A 25,006-nucleotide genomic window follows, 5' to 3' on the forward strand; every position below is an offset into this window, starting at 1 on the left:
CTCGGAAAGTGTGTGAACGCGGGCAGGCGGACGGCCTCAGGGCACCGCGACCAGCAACACGGTGCTGCCCGCTTCGACCCGTGTCCCGGGCCCGGGGCTCTGGGTGAGGACCAGCGACCGGTCGGAGTCGGTGACCTGTCTGATCTCCGGGACCAGGCCGAGCCCGGTGAGCTCCTGGCGGGCAGAGCCGACCGTCCGGCCGAGCATCGAGGGCAGCCGGACCGCGGACGAGACGATCAGCGTGACGCTGGAGCCGGCGCCGACCTCCGTGCCGGTTGCCGGGTCGGTACCGATCACATCGCCGCCGTCGACGCCGCTGTCGAACTCCTCCCGGGTCTCGCCGACCGTGATCCCGACGGCATCGAGCGCGGACCGGGCCTGATCGGCGGACTCGCCCCGCAGGTCCGGGATCCGGACCGGCGGCGAACCCTTGCTCCGGATCATCTCGACCTGCGACCCGACGTCGAGGACCGTGCCCGGTCCCGGCTTGAGCGCCGCGATGCCTCCCGCGGGCACCTTGGTGCTGAAGGCCTCACCGCTCTCGACGGGTACGAAGGTGCGTTCGCGCAGCACCCGGTCCACCTGATCCGGGTCGCCGCCCGCGGGGAGGTCGGGGACCGCGGGCCTGCCCAGCGACACCAGCAGGGCGACGGCCGAGTTCTTGGGTACCCGTGAACCGGCCGCGGGATCGGTGCCGAGCAGGGTGTCGACCGGAGCGCTGTTCGAGTACTCGCCGCGGATCTCGGTGCCGAGGCCCGCGGCCTCGATCGTGGAGGTGGCCGCCGCGCGGTCCAGGCCGTCGATCGAGGGCACCGCCGCGTACCGACCGGACCCCATCCACCAGCCGCCGAATCCGACCGCGATCCCGAGCAGCAGGATCACGAGCAGCCACACCATGATCGTGCGGCGCGAGCGCTGGCGCTCGGCGGCGAAATCGGGGAACTCGTACTGGGCGGGATCCCGACGGTGTTGCCGGGTCGCGCCGTCGTCCTGGGCCGGGTATGGAGGCTCCGGTGGGCGCGCGGTCAGGTCGGTGACCACCCTGGTGTGCTGGGGGGCCGCGTGCTGGACGCCGGGATGCATCGCGCTCGCAACCGGGGACGCCAGCGCGGTCGTCGCATCGTTCGGTCCGGCCGCGGTCGCGGTCGGCGGCGGGTGCGCGCCCGCGACCTGCATGGCCGCGCTGAGGTGCTGGGCGGAGCGGCGGGGTGCGGGCACCCGGTAGGCCGGCAGGTTCAGTTGGTGGCTCACCGAACGCAACGCCGCGGACATCTCGCCCGCGTTCGTGAACCGTTCCTCGGGGTCACGGGCGGTCGCCTCGAGTACCAGTCGGTCGAACTCCTGGGGCACCCCCGGGATCTGCGAACCCGGGCTGGGCACGTCGGCGTTGATCCGTTGGTAGGCGATCGAGAGCGAGGTGTCACCGGTGAACGGCGTTCGGCCGGTGAGCATTTCGTAGAGCAACACACCGGTCGCGTAGACGTCGCTGCGGGCGTCGGCATTGCCGGTGGTGACCTGTTCGGGGGACAGATAGGCGGCGGTTCCGAGGATCACGCTGCTCGAGGTGGCATTGGACCCGGCCACCGCGCGGACCAGACCGAAGTCGGCGATCTTCACCTCGCCGGAGTCGGAGATCAGCACGTTCTCGGGCTTGATGTCGCGGTGCACGAGGCCCGCGCGGTGCGCGACCGCGAGCGCGTCGAGCACCGGTCCGGTGACGGCGGCCGCGGCGTGCGGGGGCATCGGACCGCGCTCACGCAGCAGCTCTCGCAGGGTCCCACCCGCAACGAGCTCCATGACCAGGAACGCGTGTTCGCCGTCGACTCCCTGGTCGTACACGGCGACGAGTCCGGGGTGGGTCAACCTGGCCACCGCACGGGCCTCGAACTCGAACCGGGCTACGAACTGGGGATCCTGAGCGAACTTCGGGTCCATCACCTTGATCGCGACCGGCCGGTCGAGGCGCATGTCGAGACCCCGGTAGACCATCGACATCCCGCCGCGCGCGATCGGGGAGTCCACCCGATAGCGACGGTCGAGCAGCGTGCCGATCAGCGCCTGATCTCCTGGCCCCACCCGTGCGTACCCCTTTTCCGTTCGACGCTGTTGGTCAACACAGCAGTGTCGACAATGTCCGCATCGATGGTAGCCAGCGGGCCGCCGACCCGGTGCCGACGACGCGGCACATCCGATCACACCGACCGCCCATGACGCACCGGGTGCCAACCCGATACCGTTACCTATGTGAGTGCAATCCCTTATAGCGACGACGTCCTCGATCCCTCGGTGGAGCTGCTGCAGCTCGCGGATGTGGCCAAGCAGCTCGGCATTGTCGTCACGCGGGTGCACCAGATGCTCCGTGACGGTGAGCTGATCGCGGTCCGACGCGACGGGGTCATCGGGGTGCCCGCCGCCTTCTTCACCGCGGACGGCGAGGTGGTGCGGCTGCTGTCCGGGCTGCTGGTGGTCATGCGCGACGGCGGATACTCCGAGGAGGAGATCCTGCGCTGGCTGTTCACCGAGGACGAGACCCTGCCGGGCACACCGGTCGCGGCGCTGCACACCCATCTCGCGCGCGAGGTGGTCCGCCGCGCCCAGGCGATGGCCTTCTGAGGAACGTTTCCTCGTCGCCTGCAGGGATTGCGCATACCGAACCCTCCGGCGTGTACTGAGTACGGGGCCGATACAGGCACATCTCCCAGGTCGCGAAATGGGGTGAGCCGCCATGACCGAGGTTCCTCAGTGGGCGGTTCGGGGGGACTGGTTCGACGTCTGCAGCTGCGACATCCCCTGTCCCTGCGAGTTCGCTAGACCGCCCACCTCCAATCACTGCCAGGGCGTGCTCGCCTACCACGTGCGCGAGGGCCACTACGGAGACGTGCCCCTGGACGGGTTGAACCTCGTCGCGCTGGGCGAGTTCGAGGGCAACGTGTGGGCGGGCGCGCAGGTCTCGATGGCGTTGTACCTCGATGATCGCGCCGACGAGGCGCAGCAGGCGGCGCTCGGGGCCGTCTTCGGCGGTCAGGCAGGGGGCTGGCCGGCGAAGTTCGCCGCGATGGTCGGCGATTCTCGTGGCGTCGAGATCGCCCCGGTACACGTCGAGGTCGCCGACGACCTGTCCGGTTGGCACGCGGAGGTTCCCGGTCGCGTCAGCGCGGCGGGCGAGGCGTTGACCGGTCCGACCACACCGCCGGGCGCGCGGGTCCAGTTGCTCAACCCGCCGGGGTCCGAGGTCGGTCCGGGCCAGACCGCGACCTGGGGTGTCGCCACCGCGAACCGGGTGAGCGCGGAGAACTTCACCTTCGCGTGGGAGTGGGGCGGCCGCTCCAGCAAGCACATCCCGTTCGACTGGAGTGGACCGGACACATGAGCCCCGGCGGCGGCCCGGGCCACGGTGGGCGCGCGTCGTTGCCTCAGAGCGACCCGATCGCGTCGCTGTCGCACCGGGTACTCGCCGTCGTGGCGGTCTGGCTGCTGGCATGTGCGGCGGTCGGCTGGGTCCTGGTGGCCCGGGACGCGGCCGACATGCGGGGCATGGTCAGCGGCCTGGCCGAGGTGGGGACCGGAATGCCGATGCCGATAGGCATTCCCGCGTTCCTGGCGATGTGGGTCGCCATGATGATCGCGATGATGTTCCCGACTGCGGTTCCGCTGGTGGCGGCCCATCATGTGGTGGTCCGGAGGCGGGGCGAGGGGATCACCCCGACCGTGGCGCTGGTGGGTGGCTATCTGCTGGCCTGGGCGGTGGCCGGCCTGGTGCCCTTGACCGCGTTGACGGGGTTTCGGCAGCTCGCCGACTCGGCCGGCGATTCACGATGGCTGCCGGTGGTGGCCGGTCTCGCCTTGGTCCTCGCCGGGGCGTACCAGTTCACCCGCTGGAAGTCGGTGTGCCTGCGCACCTGCCGAAGTCCCTTCGCCTTTCTCGTGGAGCACGACTTCGGTGGGGGATCACGCGCCGCCGCTCGGGCGGGCATCGTCCAGGGTGGCTATTGCCTGGGCTGCTGCTGGGCGCTGATGTCCGTGCTCCTGGTCGTCGGCCTGATGAATCTCGTGTGGATGATCGCCCTGACCCTGGTGTTCCTCGCGGAGAAGTGCTTGCGCCGCGGCTGGCTGGTTCCCCGCGTGATCGGGACCTCGCTCGTCGTGATCGGCCTCGCGATCATGGCCTATCCGTCTCTGCTGCAGCTGATCTCGGGCGTCGCCGCGGGGGAGATGGCCGACATGTCGCCGGGGGCCTAGGCTTCGATCATGACGTCCGTGACCGGCAAGGTTGTTCTCATAACCGGCGGCGCGCGCGGTGTCGGCGCGGAGGTCGCCCGCCGGCTGCACGCCAAGGGTGCGAAGCTCGTGCTGACCGACCTCGATGCCGAGCCGCTCCACCTCCTGGCCACGGAGCTCGGTGGCCGGGACGGTGTCCTCACCGTCGTTGCCGACGTGTGTGACCTCGCGTCGATGGAATCGGCTGCGGCGCAGGCGATCGAGCGATTCGGTGGCATCGACGTCGTGATGGCCAATGCCGGCATCGCGAGCTACGGATCCGTGCTGGCCGTCGATCCGGCCACGTTCAAGCGCGTCATCGACGTGAACCTGGTCGGCGTCTTCAACACGGTGCGCGCGGCCCTGCCCTCGATCATCGAGCGCAGGGGATACGTGCTGGTCGTCTCCTCCCTTGCGGCGTACACCGCCGCTCCCGGGCTGGCCGCGTACCACGCGTCCAAGGCCGGGGCAGAGTACTTCGCCAACGCGCTGCGGCTCGAGGTCGCCCACCTGGGTGTCGACGTCGGCTCCGCCCACATGGCCTGGATCGACACCCCGCTGGTTCAGGACGCGAAGGCCGACCTGCCCGCATTCAACAAGATGCTGGCGGCGCTGCCCGGCCCGCTGGGTAAGACGACGTCGGTGCAGGCGTGCGGCGGCCGTTTCGTGAAGGGGATCGAACGGCGGTCGAACCGGATCAACGTGCCGGGCTGGGTCGGCGCGCTGCGCTGGCTGCGGCCGCTGGTGCAGACCCCGATCGCCGAACGTGAGATCCGCAAGATCGCGCCGGTGCTGGTGCCGCAGATGGATGCCGAGGTGGCAAGCCTGGGCCGTTCGGTGAGCGCCCGCACGCAGGCGCTCGAGAAGCCTTAGCCGCGATAGGCCGCGGCCGCCGACTCCAGCAGTCGCGGGGCCACCAACGCCAGCCGGCGACGACGGGGCACCACGGCCCTCCGGTCCAGGACTCGGTAGCCGTTTCCCTCGATCTCGTCGAGGATCACCGAGTACAGATCGAATGCGGCGGTGATGCCGGGCCGCACCCGAGGCGCGAGCATCGCCAGGCCCGGCCGGGCCTCGCGGTAGCCGGACCGGTTCAGGGCGACGAAATGGGCAAGGGCCCGCGTGACTCGGGGATCCGTGGCTCCGGTCGACCGGCAGTGGCGCAGCAGGTCCCCGTCCACCCCGAATGCGGACAGTTCGTCCGCAGGCAGGTAGATGCGCCCGCGCCGGAGATCCTCGCCGACATCGCGGATGAAATTGGTGAGCTGGAACGCCTCGCCGAGCGCAGCGGCCGCCGGTTCCGCCTCGGCGATGGTGGTCACCGTGCCCAGGATCGGCAGCATCTGCTTGCCGATCGCCGAGGCGGATCCGTGCATGTAGTCGTGGAGTTCGTCCATCGAGGTGTAGACCGCACGGAAACCGGGCGCGCCGGGCAGGTCCATCCGCATGGACCCGAGGAACGCGGTGAAGTGCTCGAGCGGGATGGCGTACCGGCGGATCGTGTCGGCCACCGCCAGCACGACCGGGCGGACGGCCGCGGAGGAGGCACCCTCGACTGCGGTCCTCAGCTCGGACTCGATCCGGTCGAGCTCGGCCAGGCAGTCGCCTGCCGGCCTGCCGGCCGGCGCATCGATGTCGACGATGTCGTCCACCGTGCGGGCGAACCCGTACAGCGCGTGCACGGCGGGTCTGCGCTGTTCGGGCAGCAGCCGCGTCGCGAGGGCGTAGCTGCGGCCGTGTTCCGCGGTCAGCCGTCCGCAGTAGCGGTAGGCGGCTCCGAGATCCCCCGGCGCCACCCGCTCGTGCAGCGTCGTCACGTCAGTCCCGGCCGGGGGCTGACCCGGCCGCGGCGGGAGTCGGGTCCAGGTCCATGTCCGCGGGCGCCGAGCGCAGCCGCAGCGGATCGACCGTCACGAGCGACTTGGCCGCGACGACCGCGGCGAAGGTGGCGAGGAGCACGTGCGCGAGGGTGTACAGCCCGATCGAGCCGTCCGGCTGGAAGACCAGCATCAGCCAGGTGGACAGCCCCACGAGGATCATCAGCGTCGTCGTCGAGAGGGCGAAGGCCGCGGCGACGGCGAGCGGCCACGAGTAGTACCAGGGCAGCGCGGCGGGGGAGAGCACCACGATCGCGACCAACGCGATCAGGATGCCCATGACGGCGTCGCGCGGGGTCTTGCGGAAGCGCCACCAGACCGCCACCAGGATCACCGCCAGTGCGACCGCCGAGATGGCGCGGGTCACCTCCAGCACCGGGCCGAGCCGCAGATCGGTGAACCAGGAGGTGCCGACGGTGACGATGTGCGCCATGATCGTCGGCAGCGAGAGCCAGTTGATGATCTTCGCCGATCCGGACAGCGCGGTGAGCCACCCGATGCCGACGCCCGCGATGGCCGAGGCCGCGGCGAACACGCCGGCGAACACGGCGAGCCCGGTGCCCGCCGTCTTGGCGAACAGGGCCAGCGGTGAGGGCGGGGTGCGGCCTTCGGCCAGCGCGCGGTCGCGTTCGTGGATCATCCAGATCCACACCAGGAACGGCAGCGCGACACCGGCGGTCGCCTTGATGGCGACACCGACCGCGACCACCGCGACACCCGCGACGTGGCGCCGCTCGAGCACGAGCGCGATGCCCGCCGTCATCAGGCCGACCATCAGCATCTCGTTGTGGACGCCGCCGATCAGGTGGATCAGGACCAGCGGATTGAGGACCGCCAGCCACAGCGCCGTCGCCTGGTTGCCGCCGAGCTGACGGGCCAGGTGCGGCACCGCCCACATGGTCAGGGCGAGCCCGGGCAGCATGGTCAGTCGCAGCAGCATCGTCCCGGCGATCACGTTGTCACCGGTGATGGAGGTGATGCCCTGGCCGAGGAGCAGAAAGATCGGTCCGTACGGGGCGGTCGTGGTGGTCCAGACGTTGCTCACGTTGTCGAGCAGGACACCCGGATTGGCGACCGGGCCGACCGCGTACGGATCGAAGCCGTCCCGCAGCAGCGCGCCCTGCGCCAGGTACGAGTACGCATCCCGGCTGAACATGGGTACCGCCAGCAGCAGCGGCGCCGTCCACACGGGGACGATCCACCTCAGCTCGTGCAGCGTGGTCGTGCCGCGCAGCGTGCAGCGGCCGAGCCTGACCCATGCCGTGATCATCAGCAGCACGCCGATCCAGACCAGGATCGTCGACAGGATCTGGCCGTGACCGAACCGCAGCCACGACAGGTGCAGCGACTCCAGCAGCGGATCTTCCCGGCGCACGCTGCCGGACCCGAAACCGCCGAAGGTGATCATCGACGCGCCCACCAGCCCGAGGATCGCCGCGTGTCCCGCCTCGCTGCGGGCGAACCCGGTGACCGTACGGAAACGTCCGGAGCCCGAGGTCCGGTCGTGGCTGTCGCCGCTCTGACTGTCAGCAGCGGGAAGTGGGGACGTCATCGGTGCGGATCTTCCCCCATGGCTGTGCGTTGAGCGCGGTCCGGCCGGGCGGGACCCGTCGGCGGTTTGCGTGGACAGCTGGTCAGTTTAGTGGCTCGGGGTTCCACTGCGGGAAACGCCTTGATCGGGCCGGTCCCTCCGTGACCCGAGCGCGGCCTCTCCCGCGATCCGCTGGGCGGCGAGCTTCCCGGAGACCAGCACGGTCGGCACCCCGACCCCCGGTGTGGTCCCGGAACCGGCGAGCACCACGTTCTCGGCACCGCTGTCGAGATTCCCGCGCCGGAACGGTCCGGTCTGCGCGAAGGTGTGCGCGGCGGCGAACGGGGTGCCCGCGGACATCCCGCGGTCGGCCCAGGTCTGCGGGGTGTCGATGAGGTCGACCCGGAAGTGCTCGGCGATCCCCGTGTATCCGCGCCGCTCCAGCTCGGTGAGCAGCTCGCGGACGTAGGGCCCGCCGAGGGCGGCCCAGTCCAACGGAGCGCTGTCCAGGTTGGGGCACGGCGCGAGCACCGAGAGCGGTTCGTGCGGCTCGCCGTCACGATCGATCATCAGCCCCGGGTCGGTGACCGCGGGCCGGGTGAGCAGCAGGGACGGATCGCTCATGAGGCGCCCGCGGCCGCGGCGCGCGGTGATCTCCGCGAACGTCTGCTCCCAGGCGGCGCCGAAGTCGATGGTGTGGTGGCCCGAGTCCGCCCACCGCGCGGCGACGGAGGCCGGGATGGTGCCGTGCGCGACGACGGCCGAGGGGGAGTGCCGGACCGGCCGACGCGGCCAGGTTCGACGGGGGAGCAGGGCGCTCCCGCCGCCGAGGTCCGCGGTCAGGACCACCGCGTCCACGTCGAACCCCGATCCGTCGGCGGTGATCACCCGCCTCGCGCGACCGTTCCTGTAGTCGATCCGGCTCACCTCGGTCCCGAGCGCGAGGGTGCCGCCCGCGGTGGTGAAGGCGTCGGCCATGGCCTCGGCGATCGCCCGCATGCCGCCGTCGGGGAAGAACACGCCCATCGAGGTGTCCATGTGCGCGATCGCACCGTAGATGCCGAGCGCCCGCGCCGGGCTCAGCCCCGCGTAGAGCGATTGGAAGGTGAAGATGCGCTGCAGTCGGGGGTCACGGAGGTACTTCTCGACCCGTGGCCCCAGCCTGCCGAAGCCGCCGATCCTGACCAGGGTCGACAGGTCCGCGAGGGCCGCGCGCGAGCGGACCAGGTCGAGCGGCGAGTCGAAGTTCGCGTCGATGAACCGGTCGAACTCGGCCGTGAAGATCCGCTCCAGCCAGGAGCGCAGCCGGCGGTATCGGCGTGCCTCGTCGGGACCGCACACCCGGGCGACCTCCGCCGCCATCGCGTCGGGGTCCGAGTGCACGGCGATCGCCCCGCCGTCGGCGAACCGAGCCCGATAGGCCGGGTCGAGCCGGCGCAGGCGCAGCGGCGGTGACACGGAGCCGAAGTCGGCGCCCACCGCGGCCAGTGCTTCGCCGACCAACTCGGGCATGGTGAGAACGGTTGCGCCGCTGTCGATCCGGTAGCCCGGTCCGTCGTATGCGCCGACCCGGCCACCGACGGAGTGATCGCGTTCGAGGAGGGTGACCTCGCGGCCGGTGCCGAGCAGGTGGAGCGCCGCGGCCAAGCCCGACAGGCCCGCCCCGATGACCACCACGCGGTCGGTGCGGCCGGGGACCGTGCGCAGACTCACGCCGTGCGCCGCGTCGCGGCCAGTGCCATCGCGCGCAGGCTCTCCTTGGCCGCCGCGGTGGCGGTGCTGGTGTCCAGGGCCCGCAGGCCCCTGGCGGTCAGCTCGTCGATGCGGCGCTCGACCTCGTCCACCGCGCCGAGATCGGTGATGATCGCGCGCAGCCGCTGCACCTGCTCCTCGGTGAGATCGGTGCCGATGCTGCGACGCAGCACGTCCGCGGTGCCCCGGTCGGTGGCGTCGGCACGGAGCAGGGCCTCGGCGAACAGCACGGTGCGCTTGCCCTCGCGCAGGTCGTCGCCGGACGGCTTGCCGGTGACCGCCGGGTCGCCGAACACGCCGAGCAGGTCGTCGCGGAGCTGGAAGGCGATGCCGATGTCGGTGCCGAACTCGCGGTAGGCGCCGACCAGATCCGGATCGGCCGCGGCGAGGGCGGCGCCCAGGTGCAGAGGTCGCTCGATCGTGTAGGCCGCCGTCTTGTACCGATTGATCCGCAGCGCCGCGGCCACCGACTCGTCCGCGGTCACCTCGGTGCTCACGTCCAGGTACTGGCCGCCGAGGACCTCGGTGCGCATCGCCGACCACACCGGGCCGAGACGGGTCTGGGCGGCGGGGTCGACACCGGACTCGCGGACCATGTCGTCGGCCCAGGCCAGCGCGAGATCGCCGAGCAGGATCGCCACGGACTCACCGAACTTGTCGGGTTCGCCGGACCATCCGCCGACGCGGTGCTGCTCCGCGAACTCGACGTGCAGGGTGGGGAATCCTCGGCGGGTTCGCGACGAGTCGATGATGTCGTCGTGCACGAGGGCGCAGGCCTGGACCAGTTCGAGGGCGGCGCACGCGCGCAGCACGGCGGCGGCGTCGGGGCCGGAGGGATCGCCGCCCGCGCCCAGCCAACCCGTCCAGGCGAACGCCGGGCGGACCCGCTTGCCGCCGCGGAGGACGAAGGCCTCCAAGGCGGTGGCGGCCGCGGTGAACGTGCCGCCGACGGCATCGGTGATCGGCCTGCGACTGTCGAAGAACTCCCGCAGCGCGCCCTCGACGGCGGCGGGCAGCGACTCGGTGGCCTCGGGGGAGGCGGCGTCGGCGGACAGGGTGTCCTCCTCGGTGATTGCCCCGGGAATTCGCCCTGGGAACGTGATCGTCACCCCCACCCTAGTGGTCCGTCGCAGTCGCCCCCATCGGCCGCCACTATGATTGTCGGGTGACATTCGATGCCGTCAGGGGACGGTCAAGCGAGGGCTGGGTGACCCGGACCCCGTCGATCGTGGACCGGATCGGTTCGAGCGGCGGGCGGATCCCCTTCTCGGTGGAGTTCTCGCCGCCGCGTGATGCAGATGCGGAGGCGCGGCTGTGGCGTGCGGTCCGCGAGTTCGAGCAGATGCAGCCGGCCTTCGTCTCGATGACCTACGGGGCCGGCGGATCGACCAGGGACCGCACCGTGCGGGTCACCGGTGCACTCGCCGAGGAGACCACGCTGCTGCCGGTGGCGCACCTGACCGCCGTCGGCCACAGCGTCGACGAGCTGCGTGCGATGGTCGGTGCCTACGCGGACCGCGGCATCAGCAACATCCTGGTACTGCGCGGCGACCCGCCGGGCGATCCGCTCGGGGAGTGGGTCAGGCATCCCGATGGCCTCGAGTACGCCGAGGAGTTGGTGCGTCTGGTGCGCGACCTCGGCGACTTCCATGTCGGCGTCGCCTCGTTCCCCGAGGGACACTTCCGGGCGCCCGATCTCGATCACGACACCCGGTACCTGGTCTCGAAGCTGCGCGCCGGAGCCGAGTACTCCATCACCCAGATGTTCTTCGACGTCGAGGACTACCTGCGGCTGCGCGACCGGGTGTCCCGGTACGACGCCGAGCAGGGCGCCAAGCCGATCATCCCGGAGATCATGCCGATCACATCGCTGCGGTCGGTCAAGAAGATGGTGGAGTTGTCCGGGTCCCAGCTGCCGCGCGAGCTCGCGGACCGGCTGGACCGCGCCGCGGGTCACGGGCCCGAGGAGGACCGGGCGGCCGTCCGGGAGCTCGGCATCGAGCTGGCCACCGCGATGGGCGAGCGGCTGATCGCGGAGGGCGCGCCCTGCCTGCACTTCATCACGCTGAACTTCGCCCGTGCGACCCGCGAGGTGCTCGACCGCCTCGGACTGGCCAGCTCGGTCGGATAGCGCGTCGCGCCTGTGCGCGATCTGCACCCCATCGGGGGTGCAGATCGCGCACAGTGCGTCAGCGCTTCGGGTTGCGGGCGAAGTACGCCATCGCGCCGACGACGAGGGCGACGCCGAGGGTGACGCCGCCGACGATGCCCGCCCAGCCCGCGAATCCGCGGGTGCTGGGGTCGGCGTATCGGGTCTCCGCGCGGAGCGTGCTCACCTCGCCGGGCGGCAGCTTCCAGGTGACGATGGAGTCCGCGTCGCGGGTTCCGTTGGTGGTGTTCACCCGCGCCGGGAAGGCGACGCTGAACTGGACGTCGCTGCCGTCCGGTACCGATTTGAGGTCGGCCTTGCCCTCGAGGACCACGACGTCGCCGTTGCGCCGGAAATCCAGCTGAACGGTGCCACCGGTCTGGCTGGACATCGATCCGAGCTGCTGCACCTCGCCGAAGGTCAGGTCGCTGAAGAAAGCCTGACTGCCGACGAAGCCGTCCTGCTTGTACTCCTGCACCCGGACCTTCGACGTCAACGAGTCCGGCGGGATCAGCTCCGGGCCCGTGTCCTTGTCGTCCACGGGAACCGTCGCGGCGACGATCTGTCCCGAGACCCGATCGTCGGGTGATACGCCGAGTGAGGCCTGGACCCGAAGGCACCCGCTCAGCACCGGGATGCAGATCAGGAGGAGTAGGGACAGGGCGAACAGTCGGACTCGGGATCGACTGCGGACATCGGAGTGGGGCTGCTGCACAGCGTTATCGTGCCAGGCAGGCGTACAGGTGTCAGGCGTCAGGGGTGCGCGGCGTGGCGGATCCGGCGGCCGGGGACCCGCTCATCGGTGCAGCACCCGCCGCAGCCCTCCGAACCGTGCGTCGGACAACGCGATCCGCGCGGCGCTGCGCCCGCTCGAGCCGGACACGCCGCCACCCGGATGGGTCGAGGCACCGGTCAGGTACAGCCCCTTGGCGCCGGGCACCCGGTGTCCCGACAGTTCCGGCAGGGGTCGCCACATGAACATCTGGTCCAGCGACATCTCGACGTGCATCACGTTGCCGCCGATCAACCCCATCTCGGTCTCGAGGTCCGCCGGGGTCTGCACGAGGCGGTGTCGCACCGAGCCCGTGAATCCCGGTGCGAGACGCTCGATCTCGGCGACGATCCGGTCGCCCTCGGACTCGGCGAGGTCGGCCCAGTCGCGTCCACCGGTGAGGGCATAGGGATGCCACTGCGACCACAGGGTCACCTGATGCTCTCCGGGCGGGGTCAGGCCCGGATCGATCCCGCTGAAGCTCATGGCGAGAACCGCGGGCACGGGCGGGAGTTCGCCCGCGAGCGCCGCCCCGTGCGCGAGTCTCAGCTGCGCGCGATCGGAGACCAGCAGCTGCAGCCCGGAGGTGACCGTGTCGCCGGCCGGGGCGCTGGGATAGGAGGGGAGTGAATCGGTTCCGAGGCGCACCACCATGCCGATCCCCGGTCCGACCCGGATCCGCCGGCGCCATCCGTCCAGTTGCTGCCGGTCGTGGCCACCGCGTTCGAGGAGATCGAGGGTGGTCAGGATGTGGCAGCCCGCCACCACCGTCCTGGCATGCAACTCCCGGCCCTGCGCGGTCCGTACCGTCCAGCCACGCGACGTGCGTCGTAGTTCGGTCACCGCGTCACCCAGCTGTACCGACCCTCCGTCGGCGGCGAGTCGCGACGCCAGCGCCCGGGTGAGGGCTCCGCTGCCGCCGACGGCCCGACCCGGCGGCAGGGTGTGCATGAGGGCCGCGAACCCGACCATCGGGGCGGTGCCGGGCTCGGACATCGGCGGACCCGACTGGGCGCCGAACCACGCCAAGGCCGCCTTCAGGCGCTCGTCGTCGAAGTAGTTGTCCAGCAAGCCATCCCCGGATGCGAGGAACTCCCGAGAGAGCGCTGAGGCGCCCGCGCCCCGATCCAGGCCGCCGAACGAGCGGGCGAGCCTCCCCGCGGTCGGTGGTCCGGCGAAGGCCCGCATCACGCTCGCGGTACGCGGACCCCAGGTATCGACGAACGTCCGATACGCCCTCGCGTCGGCGGCCCCGCAGGACTCGGCGATGGAGGCACAGGTCTGTTCGAGACTGCGGTGGAAGACGATGCCCGGCCGACCGGACTCGGGCGGTGCGGGCGCGAAAGCCCATGGGTCGCAGTCGAGATAGTGCAGGCCGTGTGCGGCCAGGTCGAGATCCTCGATGATGCCGGTGTGCCGGATCATGATGTGCGCGGACGAGCCGCGGTCCACCTGATGTCCGGGGAACCGTTCGACGGTGGACACCGCGCCACCGAGGACCGTGTCGCGCTCGAGTACCTCGACGGACCAGCCGGACCGGGCGAGGTAGCACGCCGACACCAGCGCATTGTGCCCGGATCCCACCACCACCGCGTCGATCATCTGCTCAGGCTAGCCGGGGGAGTGTGCGTTCTCGGCCCCGTCGGAGGGGAGGGGCAGCAGGCGGCCCAACACGGCGAACGGTCTGTTGTCCCCGGTGAAGGTGAAATGTCGCACCACATCGGTGAATCCGAGCCTGCGGTAGAGCCTCCAGGCACGGTTGTCCTCGTCCTCGACCTCGGGCGTGGACAGCAGGACGTGACTCTCGGTCCTGCCTTCGAGGAGCTTGCGGAGCAGCGCCTCTCCGGTGCGGTGTCCCTGTGCCTCGCGTGAGACATGGAGTTCGGTCAGCTCGAAGTAGTCGCCCAGGACCTCGTGGATCCGCCGCTCGTCCGCGCCGGATCGGTACATGCCCTCGCGGACCTGCTGGTGCCACCACTGGTGCGGGGCACCCCGGTATCCGTAGGCGATGCCGACCATGGTCTCCGTCTCCGTCGCCGTGGCGGGGTCGTCGCCTGCCGGGAGGACCGCGGCGACCGCGCGCCAACCCGGCCGGTGGGTGTGTTCGGTCCACATGGGTGCCCGATGGAACTCGGTTCCCTTCGGGTAGTCCATCGCCTCGACGTAGATGGCCAGAGCCTCGGTGAGGCGGCGCCGTAGTTCCTGCGCGGACAGCTCGACCAGCAGCGGTGTCGTGTTGATACCGACCGGACTCACCCTCTCTCTTGACGACGTGTCGGTGGGGGCAGCTATATTGAATATGTCGAACGGATGTTCGATGTCGGCAATCCGGCGAAGCGCGAGGGAAGCGGGCTTCGCCGGATTCCGACCCTAAGGCCTGGCCGGTCGTCGCGGCAGGTGTGTGGTTGCGCAGGAGGTGTTCGGAAGATGGCAGGTCAAGCAAGGGCGGCCCTCCGGGTGGGGGCTCCGGCGTCATCGGCATCGCATGCGGTGTCACGGGTGGGCGCCCCGGTCTCCCGGCACGCGCGCGCGTTGCTCGATCGGGCGGACGCGTTGCTGGCGGAGGCGGCCGGGGCGCCGAGCCCGTCCGATCGGTTCCGTTCCGCATACCTCGCCGCGCTCCGTGGTGCCGGGGCCGCGCTCGGAGGTGGGCAGCGGCCGCGAACCCGATCGCGCAGTGCGTGGGTGTTGCTCGCCCGCGCAGAACCGTCGCTTGCCGGTTGGTCGGAGTTCTTCGCGGGGTACTCGGCCACCAGGGCGGCCATCGAGGCGGGCATCTCGCGCACGATCACCGCCTCCGAGGCCGAGGATTTCTACTTCGAGGTCTCTCGGTTCCTCACCGCCGTCGAGGATCATCTCGGTGGCGATCGTCACCTCGTCGACGCGCCGCACGCGATTGTGGGGAGGTCTGCCTAGCAGGTGATCTGCCGTGCGAGCGAAATAAGTTGGCATCTCGTCGATGGACTAGGTGGTACGCCGCGACGTGTACTCGTATCATTGACGACAGGTAGCCGCCAACGTCGGAAACCCGCCGCTTCGTACCAACGGATCGGTCGCCACCTTTAGTGCCGGGGGAGGTACCGTGCCACTCTCCGAGCACGAGCAGCGGATGCTCGATCAGATCGAGAGCGCGCTTTACGCCGAAGATCCGAAGTTTGCTTCCTCCGTGAGGGGAGGCCGCATGCGTGCTGCCTCGAGCAAGCGTCGAATTCAGGCCGGAGCTCTCTTCTTACTCGGACTCGTCCTGTTGGTAGCGGGCGTTGCGCTCCCGTTCAAGCCGGGCGGATTCCCGATCATCAGCCTGCTCGGATTCGTTGTGATGTTTGGAGCCGGGGTCCTGTTCCTCATGCGGGGATCGAAGAAGGGCCTCTCGGCAGTGCCTGACGAGGCCGGCGGTCCCGTGAAGGGGTCGGTCGGAGGCAAGCGCTCGGACGGCCGCAAGACCGGCGGAAGCGGCGGAGGGTTCTCCTCGCGGATGGAAGACCGATTCAAGCGGAGATTCGAACAGGAGTAGCTGACCCGTCGTCGGGGAGCGAGATCCCGGCGGCAGGCACGAGCAGGCGGCGCGACACCGAAAGGTATCGCGCCGTTTTCTTTTGGCCGCGCTTCTGCGTTGGCGGTAGCGGTCGGCGGTAGCGCCGTTCTCCCGGCGCGTGGCGCTGTCGGGTGCGCGCCACCCACCTTTCACCCACATTCCCCCCCGGCTCTCCCCACTTCGCCCCCCGCGTCGGTGTGGTCCCTCTGGGGCCGGCTCGTGACGACCTTCTGAGCTGCGATTTTCGCCGAGGCGCGACGGAGGGATTCGGAGGACGCTCCGATAGTGGGGAAGGTCGCACAGTTTTTCCCCACATCGCACCACCGCTGTGACCTGGAGATTTACGGCCAATTTTGGTCCTGGGGGCCAAAATTGGCATTGAAAGTGGAGGAAAGTGGGGTAACGTGGTGCGCAGCGGAACGCGGAGGCGGACCGCAAGGGCCTAGGGCGTTCGATTCGGAACGCAGGGTGGAGGTGTCGAGTGTTTCTCGGTACCTACACGCCGAAGCTCGACGACAAGGGGCGACTGACGTTGCCCGCGAAGTTCCGAGATGCACTGGCGGGAGGGTTGATGGTCACGAAAGGGCAGGACCACAGCCTCGCGGTGTATCCCCGAGAAGAGTTCGCCGCTCTCGCACGCCGCGCCGCCGCGGCGTCACGCAGTAACCCCGAGGCCCGCGCGTTCGTGCGCGGTCTGGCGGCGGGTACCGACGAGCAGCACCCCGACGCCCAGGGACGGATCACACTCTCCGCCGACCACCGCCGCTACGCGGGGTTGTCGAAGGAGTGCGTGGTGATCGGATCGGTCGACTTCCTCGAGATCTGGGACGCGCAGGCGTGGCAGAGCTACCTCGAGGAGCACGAAGAGAGCTACTCACAAGCCAGAGCCGAGTCACTGGGCGAGATCTTCTAGCCCAGCCAGGAGCCGTACGGCGAGTGCCGCGAGGCCTCTGCCCGAACGCCGACCCTGACGCACTTCCCCAGCGCCAGGTTCGATCAATCGGACAGGGACCTCGAGGCATTCGTCACTCTTCCCCTCGCGATCGGTGTTCCCGACGCACTCAAGACCCGGAGGCAGCCATGGTGGACGATGAGGCAGACGGCCCCGCCCCCACCGGCGAGTTCGGGCACGTCCCGGTGTTGCTCGGTCGCGCGGACGAACTGCTCGGTCCGGCCTTGACCGCGGTGGCACCCGACGCCACGGGTGCCGTGATGATCGATGCGACACTCGGCGCCGGCGGCCACTCCGAACACTTCCTGCGGACCTACCCGGGTCTGCATCTGATCGGACTCGACCGAGATCCCAACGCCCTTGAGATCGCGGGCCGTCGACTGGCTCCCTTCGGCGACCGAGTCACGTTGGTGCACACCAGGTATGACGGCATCGTCCCGGCGCTCGAGCAGGCGGGTCTGCCGCCGGTCGAGTCGGTACACGGAATCCTGTTCGACCTCGGCGTCTCGTCGATGCAGCTGGACGAGGCCGAGCGAGGCTTCGCCTACTCGGTGGACGCGCCGCTGGACATGCGGATGGATCCCACCAAGGGTCTGACCGCGGCCGACGTGCTCAACACCTACAGCCACGGCGACCTGGCCAGGGTGCTCAGCACCTACGGTGAGGAGCGCTTTGCCGGCCGTATCGCTTCAGAGATCCTGCGCCGCAGGCAGATCGAGCCTTTCACGACCAGTGCGCAGCTCGTCGAGGTGCTGTACGCCTCGATTCCCGCGGCGACGCGACGCACCGGGGGGCACCCCGCGAAGCGAACCTTCCAGGCGCTCCGCGTGGAGGTCAACGGGGAGCTCGATTCGCTGCGCGCCGCGATCCCGGCGGCGCTCGATGCGCTCGCGGTCGGCGGTCGCGTGGTCTTCATGTCGTATCAGTCGCTGGAAGACCGGATCGTCAAGCAAGAACTGACACCCCGCACCAAATCCCGTAGCCCGGAGGGACTCCCGATGGAACTGCCGGGAATGGGTGCGGAGTTCGCACTGCTCACCCGTGGGGCAGAGCGGGCGAGTGAGCAGGAGATAGCGGAGAATCCGCGGTCGGCCCCGGTCCGATTGCGTAGTGCCGAACGGATTTCCAGGAGGGTGACGGCATGACAGTTCCCGTGAGGCCGGGCGGTTCTCGATCCAGTGGCGCCGGAGTCGTCAGGCCCAGGGGGCGCGGCCGTGCCGCGGTGGCCGCCGGCAAGCGTTCCACCGCCGCGCAGCGCGCCTACGAGCGCAGGCAGCAGCGCGCCGCGATCCATCCGGTCGGTGAGGTCCAGGACTGTGGCCGCGGCAAGTTCACCGCGCGAATCCCGTTCGTCGCCACCATCATCGGTCTGCTGTCCGTCGGGCTCGCGCTGACCCTGCTGCTGACCACACGGGCCGCGGAGGACTCCTACGAGCTCAGTGCGGCGAAGGCACACAACCAGGATCTGATGGAGCAGCGGTCCGCGCTCCAGCGCGACGTCGAAGCGGGGAACTCCGCACCGGAACTGGCCCGCAAGGCGACCGAACTCGGCATGATCCCCGCCAAGGAGGTCGCCCGACTCGTCGTGCGCCCCGACGGCACGGTGGATGTCGTCGGCAAGCCGACCCCGGCGCAGGGCGCACCGGCGGCACCGCTGAACGCCCCGGCGCCAGCGCAGTCCAGCGCGACGCCGCGGACCGGCAACGCCGCGGTCCCGGTGCCGACGACCCGGCCTGCGGCACCGACCACGACGGCGCCCCGTCCCGGCGCGCCGTTGGCGGCCAATCAGCCGCAGCTGCAGGCTCAGGGTGAACAATTGGTACCCATGAACAGGCCCACCCCGGACCCCGGACAGGCAGGTAACGCGGGCGGTCGCGGGTGACCCGAGGTACCGCGCCCGCACCCGCACCGCGTCGTGCGCCGGTCCGCCGCGGTGCCCGCCAGGACGACACCTCCTCGTTCCGGTTCCGGTACCGGACGGGGCGGGTGATGATGTTCATCGCGCTCGGTGTCGCCTCGGTGCAGCTGCTCTGGATCCAGGGGATCCAGGCGCCCAAGCTGTCGGCCGAGGCCGCGAATCAGCGTTCGGTGACGGTGATCGAGCCGGCCACGAGGGGCTCGATCACCGATCGCCGGGGCAACCCGATCTCCTTCACGATGGAGGCGAAGGCGCTGACCTTTCAGCCGACCAAGGTGCGCAAGGAGATCGAGGCGGCGCACGCGAAGAACGACAAGGACCCGAAGGTCGAGGACCGGCTCGAGGCGATCGCCAAGGGCATCAATGCCAAGCTCGGTGACTCGGCGCCGAAGAAGGACCTGCTCGCCAAGCTCAAGAGCAACGAGACCTTCGTGTACCTGGCCCGCAGCGTCGACCCCGCGGTCGCCGCGAAGCTGAGCGAGGAGTTCCCCGAGATCGGGCTCGAGCGCCAGGACATCCGTGAGTACCCCGGTGGCTCGCTCGCCGCGAACCTGGTGGGCGCGACCGGCTGGGACGGTCACGGGTTGCTCGGGCTGGAGGATTCGCTCGATTCCACCCTCGCGGGAACCGACGGTTCCCAGACCTACGATCGGGGTTCGGACGGCGCCGTGATCCCCGGCAGCTGGCGGGACAAGCAGCCCGCGGTCGACGGCTCCACCGTCGAGCTCACGATCGACACGGATCTCCAGTACTACGTGCAGCAGCAGGTGCAGCAGGCCAAGAACCTCTCGGGCGCGAAGAATGCCTCCGCGGTGGTGCTGGACGCGCACACCGGCGAGGTGCTCGCGATGTCGAACGACAACACCTTCAACCCGTCGCTGGGCGTCGGCAACAGTGGCAAGGCCGAGCTGGGCAACCTGCCGGTCAGCACCCCGTTCGAACCGGGTTCGGTGAACAAGATCGTCACCGCTGCCGCGGCGATCGAGTACGGGCTCACCAAACCCGATGAGGTGCTGCAGGTTCCGGGGTCGATCCAGATGGCCGGGGTGTCGGTGAAGGACGCCTGGGCGCACGGCGTCGCGCCGTACACGTCGACCGGTGTCTTCGGAAAGTCCTCCAACGTCGGCACCCTGATGCTCGCGCAGCGAGTGGGAGAGGATCGCTTCGCCGACATGCTGACCCGCTTCGGCCTCGGCCAGCGCACGGACGTCGGTCTGCCCGGTGAGAGCGCGGGCGACGTGCCCAGCCGCGACCAGTGGTCGGGCGGCACCTTCGCCAACCTCCCCATCGGCCAGGGTCTGTCGATGACGCTGCTGCAGATGACCGGGATGTACCAGGCGATGGCCAACGATGGAGTCCGGATCGCGCCCAGGGTGGTGCGCGCGACGGTCGATGCGGACGGCAACCGCACCGAGACGGAGCGCCCGGAGGGCGTCCAGGTGGTCAGCGCACAGACCGCGGCGACCGTGCGGGACATGTTCCGGGCGGTCACCCAGCGCGATCCCATGGGATACCAGCAGGGCACGGGCGCGCCCGCCGCCGTCGACGGCTACCAGATCAGCGGCAAGACCGGCACGGCGCAGCAGGTGGACCCCGCGTGCAAGTGCTACTCGAACTCGAACTACTGGATCACGTTCGCGGGCATCGCCCCGGCGGACAACCCCCGTTTCGTGGTCGGCATCATGCTCGACGCCCCGACGCGCAGCGCCGATGGATCCGGTGGCCAGTCCGCCGCTCCGTTGTTCCACAACATCGCCTCGTGGATGCTGCAGCGGGACCGGGTCCCGCTGTCCGCCGACCCCGGGCGACAACTGGTGCTCCAGGCCGACTGAGCCGCCGGGGAACGGGCCCCGGGACCGACAACACACGGGTCGTCGACGCCGCAGTCGACGACCGAGTCCGGTCTGTGACCGTTCGCCGGTAACCTGACACGTCGGCCAGCAGCCCAGCCACCGATCCGAACCCGAGAGGAGCCACCTGCCCGTGCAAGGGACGAACACTCCGCAGCACTCGACGGGAGAGGTGGCAGGCTCCGCAGGCTCCGCGCCTGGTGGCCTGCGCCCCGAACACCCCCCGCGGACGCCGGTGACCGCGCTGGCCGAGCTGATCGGCGCGCGGGTCGAGTGGGTCGCGGGCCCAGCTCACGTCGCGGGCGACGCCCCCGTCTCCGTGACCGGGGTCGAGCTGCGCGCGCAGAGCATCGAGCCCGGGGACCTGTTCGCCGCACTGCCCGGGGCCCGTGCGCACGGCGCCGAGTTCGCCGCGTCCGCCCTCGAACGCGGCGCCACCGCCGTGCTGACCGACGCCGCGGGCCTGGCCACGCTGGCAGCCCTCGCCCCGGCGACCGCGCTGCCCGTGCTGGTGCACCCGGATCCGAGGTCGGTACTCGGCGAGGTCTCGGCCTCCGTCTACGGACGGCCCGCGGACCGGTTGCAGGTCATCGGGATCACCGGCACCTCCGGCAAGACGACCACCGCGTACCTGGTCGAGGCCGGGCTGACCGCGTCCGGCCGTCGGGCCGGACTGGTCGGGACCATCGAGACCAGGATCGAGGGTCGCCGGGTGCCGAGCGCGCTCACCACCCCCGAGGCCCCGCAACTGCACGCGCTCTTCGCGGTGATGCTCGAGCGCGGGCTCGACACCGTGGTGATGGAGGTCTCGAGCCACGCGCTGTCGCTCGGCCGGGTGGACGGAACCGACTTCGCGATCGGCGGGTTCACCAACCTGTCGCAGGATCACCTGGACTTCCACGACGGACTCGACGACTACTTCGAGGCCAAGGCCCGACTGTTCGCCGCCACATCCACCGTGCGCGCCCACCGCGCCGTGGTGTGCGTGGACGACGAGTGGGGCAGTCGGATGGCGGAGGTCGCGTCGGCGGAGGCCGCGCCCACCACCGTCTCCGCGACGACCGGCGGCGCGGACTGGACCGCCTCCGAGGTCGTCGCCGCCGACGACGGTTCGCAGCGGTTTCTCGCGCACGGACCCGCGGGGTCGCTGCCGGTCGCGCTGCGCCTGCCGGGCCACTACAACGTGGCCAACGCATTGCTGGCGCTCGCGATCCTCGACGCGGCGGGTGTCGATCTACCGCAGGCCGCCGAGGGCATCGCGTCGGTGGACGTGCCCGGCCGGGTGCAGCGCGTCGACCGGGGACAGGACTTTCTCGCGGTCGTCGACTACGCACACAAGCCGGCCGCACTCGAGGCGGTCATCGCGACCCTGCGGGCACAGTCCGCCGGCCGGGTGGCCGTGGTGATCGGCGCCGGTGGCGACCGTGACCAGGGGAAGCGGCCGATGATGGGTGAGGTGAGCGCCAGGGCAGCAGACCTGGTGATCATCACCGACGACAATCCGCGCACCGAGGATCCGGCCGCGATCCGTGCGGCCGTGCGGGAAGGTGCGCTCGGCGTGCCCGAGTCGGCGCGCGGGCAGGTACGCGAATTCGCCGACCGGGCGGAGGCCATCGCCGAGGCGGTGCGCTGGGCCCGGCCGGGCGACGTGGTCCTCGTCGCGGGTAAGGGACACGAGATCGGACAGGAGATCAACGGGGTGAAGCACCCATTCGACGACCGCGAGGTCCTCGCCGCGGCGATAGACGCGGCGCGGCGAAGCGACGGAGGGGGAGTCCGATGATTCCGATGAGCCTGGCCAGGATCGCCGAGATCGTCGGCGGCACCCTGCACGACGTGCACGACCCCGACACCATGGTGACCGGCACGGTGGAGTTCGACTCCCGCAAGGTCACCGCGGGCGGGCTGTTCCTCGCGCTGCCCGGCGCCCGCGTGGACGGTCACGATCACGCGGCCGCCGCGGTCGCCTCCGGCGCGGTGGCCGTGCTCGCCGCGCGGCCGGTCGGCGTCCCCGCAATCGTGGTCGCGCCGCTGCCGCCCGCGCAGACCAACGCGATGGCCCTCGAACACGACACCGACGGCTCGGGGGCCGCGGTGCTCAAGGCGCTGGCCGCCCTGGCGCGGGCCAGCACCGACGACCTGGCGGCCCAGGGCCTGACCGTCGTCGGGGTCACCGGGTCGTCGGGCAAGACTTCGACCAAGGACCTGCTGGCCGCGGTGCTCTCGCCGCTCGGCTCGGTTGTCGCGCCGCCCGGATCGTTCAACAACGAGCTGGGCCACCCGTGGACCGCGCTGCGCGCCGATGCGGACACCGATTTCCTGGTTCTCGAGCTGTCCGCCCGGGGCATCGGGCATGTCGCCGCGCTCGCCGAAACGGCACCGCCGCGGATCGGCGTCATCCTCAACGTCGGCACCGCGCACCTCGGTGAATTCGGCTCTCGCGACGCGATCGCGCAGGCCAAGGGCGAACTCGCCGAGGCGCTGCCCGCGGCGGCGGACGGTGGGGTCGCGGTGCTCAACGCCGACGACCCGCTCGTCGCGGCGATGGCGACGCGGACCCGAGCCCGGGTGGTGCTGGTCGGGCAGTCCGAGCGTGCGGACGTGCGCGCGGTGGACGTCCGACTCGACGCGGAGGCCCGCCCCGCCTTCACGCTGCAGTGCCGCTACCCGGTGGGTTCCGCCCATGAGGGTGACATCGCGACCGTCCGGGTCCAGCTCGGTGTGCACGGCGAACATCAGGTCGGCAACGCGCTCGCGGCGGCCGCGGTGGCCCTCGAATGCGGTGCCACGGTCGGCCAGATCGCGGCCGCACTCGGCGCCGCGACCGCCGCGTCGGTGCGCCGGATGGATGTCCGTCACCGCGACGACGGCGTCACGGTGATCAACGATTCGTACAACGCCAACCCGGATTCGATGCGGGCCGCGCTCAAGGCCCTGGTCACCATGAGCCGGTCCGGCCCAGCGCCGCGCCGTACCTGGGCGGTACTCGGGGAAATGGCCGAGCTCGGGCCAGAATCAGTGATCGAACACGATGCGATCGGTCGGTTGGCGGTTCGGCTCGACGTCAGCCGGTTGATCGTGGTCGGCACCGGTCGACCCTCCCGCGCCATGCACCAGGGCGCGGTCATGGAGGGTTCGTGGGGCGAGGAGTCGATCCTCGTGCCCGATCAGGCGGCCGCGATCGCCGTGCTCGAGGCGGAGTTGGCCGGCGACGACATCGTCCTGGTCAAGGCCTCGCAGTCGGTCGGATTGTGGGCAGTTGCGGACACACTGCTCGCCGGCACGCGTGCCGACCACGGGGGCGAGCAGCGGACTAGTACGGAGGAAGACCAGTGAGACAGATCCTCTTCGCGGGAGGGATCGCGCTCGCCGTGGCGATCCTGCTCACCCCGGTCCTGATCAAGGCGTTTTCGCGCCAGGGTTTCGGTCAGGAGATCCGGGTGGAGGGTCCGGAGAGCCACCAGGCCAAGCGGGGCACCCCGACGATGGGCGGCGTCGCGATCATCGCCGGTATCTGGGCCGGCTACTGGGGTTCGCACCTGATCGGGATGGGCTACGACGCGGACGGTCCGCGCGCGTCCACGTTGCTCGTTCTCGGCCTGACCACGGTCCTCGGCTGCGTCGGCTTCCTCGACGACTTCATCAAGATCCGCAAGCAGCGCAACCTCGGCCTGAACAAGACCGCGAAGCTGGTCGGCCAGCTGATCGCGGCGGTGCTTTTCGGGATCCTGGCCCTGCAGTTCCCGGGCGCGACCGGGCTGACCCCGGGCAGCACGCAACTGTCGTACGTGCGGGACATCGCGACGGTGTCGATGGGCTCGGTGGTGTTCATCCTGTTCGTGTACCTGCTGGTGAGCGCGTGGTCGAACGCGGTGAACCTCACCGACGGCCTGGACGGTCTGGCCGCCGGCTCGATGACGCTGGTGCTCGGGGCGTACACCATCATCACCTTCTGGCAGTACCGCAACTCCTGCGAGACCGACCCCGTGGCCGGCTGCTACGACGTCCGCGACCCGCTGGACCTGGCGCTGATCTGCGCCGCCGCGGCGGGCGCGTGCATCGGGTTCCTCTGGTGGAACGCCGCGCCCGCCAAGATCTTCATGGGTGACACCGGGTCGCTGGCGCTCGGAGGCCTGCTCGCCGGCCTGTCCATCACCACCCGCACCGAGCTGCTCATGGTCGTCGTCGGCGCGCTGTTCGTCGCCGAGGCCGCCTCGGTGGTCGTGCAGGTCGCGGTGTTCCGCTCGAGCAGGCGTCGGGTGTTCCGGATGGCGCCGTTCCATCATCACTTCGAGTTGGCCGGGTGGGCGGAAACCACGGTGATCATCAGATTCTGGTTGCTCGCCGCGATCGCCTCGGCCATCGGTCTCGCGCTGTTCTACAGCGAGTATCTCGCCGACATCGGGGGCTGAG

The 25,006-nt window shown here is 70.4% G+C and carries 21 protein-coding genes and 1 pseudogene; 14 read left to right on the forward strand and 8 right to left on the reverse strand.

Features of this window, described 5'->3' with window-relative positions; genetic code table 11:
• Positions 1 to 36 precede the first annotated feature (36 nt).
• Positions 37 to 2,076 (reverse strand): Stk1 family PASTA domain-containing Ser/Thr kinase, encoded by a 2,040-nt coding sequence (gene pknB, locus ACFQS9_RS03895; RefSeq protein WP_378401775.1) that lies wholly within the window; start codon positions 2,074 to 2,076, stop codon positions 37 to 39.
• Positions 2,077 to 2,244: 168 nt separating this feature from the next.
• Here pknB and ACFQS9_RS03900 point away from each other — a divergent pair, with 168 nt between their 5' ends.
• From ACFQS9_RS03900 to ACFQS9_RS03915, 4 genes are all read left to right on the forward strand, one after another.
• Complete coding sequence (locus ACFQS9_RS03900) at positions 2,245 to 2,613, forward strand: Rv2175c family DNA-binding protein (protein WP_378401777.1); 369 nt, start codon at positions 2,245 to 2,247, stop codon at positions 2,611 to 2,613.
• Between the two features lie 112 nt (positions 2,614 to 2,725).
• Positions 2,726 to 3,370: a DUF1326 domain-containing protein gene (locus ACFQS9_RS03905; RefSeq protein ID WP_378401779.1), complete on the forward strand. Its 645-nt coding sequence runs from the start codon at positions 2,726 to 2,728 to the stop codon at positions 3,368 to 3,370.
• Positions 3,367 to 4,239 (forward strand): DUF2182 domain-containing protein, encoded by an 873-nt coding sequence (locus tag ACFQS9_RS03910; RefSeq protein ID WP_378401781.1) that lies wholly within the window; start codon positions 3,367 to 3,369, stop codon positions 4,237 to 4,239. Before ACFQS9_RS03905 ends, ACFQS9_RS03910 begins: the two co-directional genes overlap by 4 nt.
• Positions 4,240 to 4,248: 9 nt before the next feature.
• Positions 4,249 to 5,130: an SDR family oxidoreductase gene (locus ACFQS9_RS03915; RefSeq protein WP_378401783.1), complete on the forward strand. Its 882-nt coding sequence runs from the start codon at positions 4,249 to 4,251 to the stop codon at positions 5,128 to 5,130.
• Here ACFQS9_RS03915 and ACFQS9_RS03920 read toward each other — a convergent pair.
• The 4 genes and pseudogenes from ACFQS9_RS03920 to ACFQS9_RS03935 form a co-directional block, all read right to left on the reverse strand.
• The gene (locus ACFQS9_RS03920; RefSeq protein ID WP_378401785.1) at positions 5,127 to 6,074 is read right to left on the reverse strand and encodes a phytoene/squalene synthase family protein; all 948 of its coding nucleotides are present in this window, start codon (positions 6,072 to 6,074) and stop codon (positions 5,127 to 5,129) included. The genes ACFQS9_RS03915 and ACFQS9_RS03920 overlap by 4 nt on opposite strands.
• A gap of 1 nt (position 6,075) precedes the next feature.
• Positions 6,076 to 7,698, reverse strand: a pseudogene (locus ACFQS9_RS03925) (alpha-(1->6)-mannopyranosyltransferase A); the annotation flags it as partial.
• 75 nt (positions 7,699 to 7,773) lie between these two features.
• Positions 7,774 to 9,378 (reverse strand): phytoene desaturase family protein, encoded by a 1,605-nt coding sequence (gene crtI, locus ACFQS9_RS03930; RefSeq protein WP_378401787.1) that lies wholly within the window; start codon positions 9,376 to 9,378, stop codon positions 7,774 to 7,776.
• The gene (locus tag ACFQS9_RS03935) at positions 9,375 to 10,526 is read right to left on the reverse strand and encodes a polyprenyl synthetase family protein (protein WP_378401789.1); all 1,152 of its coding nucleotides are present in this window, start codon (positions 10,524 to 10,526) and stop codon (positions 9,375 to 9,377) included. Before ACFQS9_RS03935 ends, crtI begins: the two co-directional genes overlap by 4 nt.
• A 98-nt stretch (positions 10,527 to 10,624) precedes the next feature.
• Here ACFQS9_RS03935 and metF point away from each other — a divergent pair, with 98 nt between their 5' ends.
• Positions 10,625 to 11,548 carry a methylenetetrahydrofolate reductase [NAD(P)H] gene (gene metF, locus ACFQS9_RS03940; protein ID WP_378401891.1) on the forward strand — a complete coding sequence of 308 codons (924 nt, stop codon included), beginning with the start codon at positions 10,625 to 10,627 and terminating at the stop codon, positions 11,546 to 11,548.
• Positions 11,549 to 11,606: 58 nt separating this feature from the next.
• Here the strand turns inward: metF and ACFQS9_RS03945 are convergent, their stop codons facing one another.
• From ACFQS9_RS03945 to ACFQS9_RS03955, 3 genes are all read right to left on the reverse strand, one after another.
• Positions 11,607 to 12,281: an LppM family (lipo)protein gene (locus tag ACFQS9_RS03945; protein WP_378401791.1), complete on the reverse strand. Its 675-nt coding sequence runs from the start codon at positions 12,279 to 12,281 to the stop codon at positions 11,607 to 11,609.
• An 81-nt stretch (positions 12,282 to 12,362) separates the two neighbouring features.
• Complete coding sequence (locus ACFQS9_RS03950) at positions 12,363 to 13,940, reverse strand: phytoene desaturase family protein (protein ID WP_378401793.1); 1,578 nt, start codon at positions 13,938 to 13,940, stop codon at positions 12,363 to 12,365.
• 9 nt (positions 13,941 to 13,949) lie between these two features.
• Positions 13,950 to 14,594 carry a GNAT family N-acetyltransferase gene (locus ACFQS9_RS03955; protein ID WP_378401795.1) on the reverse strand — a complete coding sequence of 215 codons (645 nt, stop codon included), beginning with the start codon at positions 14,592 to 14,594 and terminating at the stop codon, positions 13,950 to 13,952.
• Between the two features lie 171 nt (positions 14,595 to 14,765).
• Between ACFQS9_RS03955 and ACFQS9_RS03960 the strand changes: the two genes are divergently transcribed.
• The 9 genes from ACFQS9_RS03960 to mraY all read left to right on the forward strand — a co-directional run bounded on the left by ACFQS9_RS03960 (position 14,766) and on the right by mraY (position 25,005).
• The gene (locus ACFQS9_RS03960) at positions 14,766 to 15,254 is read left to right on the forward strand and encodes an SAV_6107 family HEPN domain-containing protein (protein WP_378401797.1); all 489 of its coding nucleotides are present in this window, start codon (positions 14,766 to 14,768) and stop codon (positions 15,252 to 15,254) included.
• A 166-nt stretch (positions 15,255 to 15,420) separates the two neighbouring features.
• A complete protein-coding gene (locus ACFQS9_RS03965; RefSeq protein WP_378401799.1) occupies positions 15,421 to 15,852 on the forward strand; it encodes a DUF3040 domain-containing protein in 432 nt (143 codons plus the stop codon).
• Positions 15,853 to 16,354: 502 nt separating this feature from the next.
• Positions 16,355 to 16,786 (forward strand): division/cell wall cluster transcriptional repressor MraZ, encoded by a 432-nt coding sequence (gene mraZ, locus ACFQS9_RS03970; protein ID WP_027502251.1) that lies wholly within the window; start codon positions 16,355 to 16,357, stop codon positions 16,784 to 16,786.
• 167 nt (positions 16,787 to 16,953) lie between these two features.
• Positions 16,954 to 17,970 (forward strand): 16S rRNA (cytosine(1402)-N(4))-methyltransferase RsmH, encoded by a 1,017-nt coding sequence (gene rsmH / locus ACFQS9_RS03975; RefSeq protein WP_378401801.1) that lies wholly within the window; start codon positions 16,954 to 16,956, stop codon positions 17,968 to 17,970.
• Entirely contained in the window at positions 17,967 to 18,707 is a 741-nt protein-coding gene (gene ftsL, locus ACFQS9_RS03980) for a cell division protein FtsL (protein ID WP_378401803.1), read from the forward strand. Before rsmH ends, ftsL begins: the two co-directional genes overlap by 4 nt.
• A complete protein-coding gene (locus tag ACFQS9_RS03985) occupies positions 18,704 to 20,575 on the forward strand; it encodes a peptidoglycan D,D-transpeptidase FtsI family protein (protein ID WP_378401805.1) in 1,872 nt (623 codons plus the stop codon). Before ftsL ends, ACFQS9_RS03985 begins: the two co-directional genes overlap by 4 nt.
• 190 nt (positions 20,576 to 20,765) lie before the next feature.
• Complete coding sequence (locus ACFQS9_RS03990; RefSeq protein WP_378401807.1) at positions 20,766 to 22,376, forward strand: UDP-N-acetylmuramoyl-L-alanyl-D-glutamate--2,6-diaminopimelate ligase; 1,611 nt, start codon at positions 20,766 to 20,768, stop codon at positions 22,374 to 22,376.
• Entirely contained in the window at positions 22,373 to 23,929 is a 1,557-nt protein-coding gene (locus ACFQS9_RS03995; RefSeq protein ID WP_378401809.1) for a UDP-N-acetylmuramoyl-tripeptide--D-alanyl-D-alanine ligase, read from the forward strand. Before ACFQS9_RS03990 ends, ACFQS9_RS03995 begins: the two co-directional genes overlap by 4 nt.
• Complete coding sequence (gene mraY / locus ACFQS9_RS04000; protein ID WP_378401811.1) at positions 23,926 to 25,005, forward strand: phospho-N-acetylmuramoyl-pentapeptide-transferase; 1,080 nt, start codon at positions 23,926 to 23,928, stop codon at positions 25,003 to 25,005. Before ACFQS9_RS03995 ends, mraY begins: the two co-directional genes overlap by 4 nt.
• The last annotated feature ends 1 nt before the right edge of the window (position 25,006 follow it).

Source organism: Rhodococcus daqingensis (assembly GCF_042665615.1).
Classification (GTDB): domain Bacteria; phylum Actinomycetota; class Actinomycetes; order Mycobacteriales; family Mycobacteriaceae; genus Rhodococcus_G; species Rhodococcus_G daqingensis.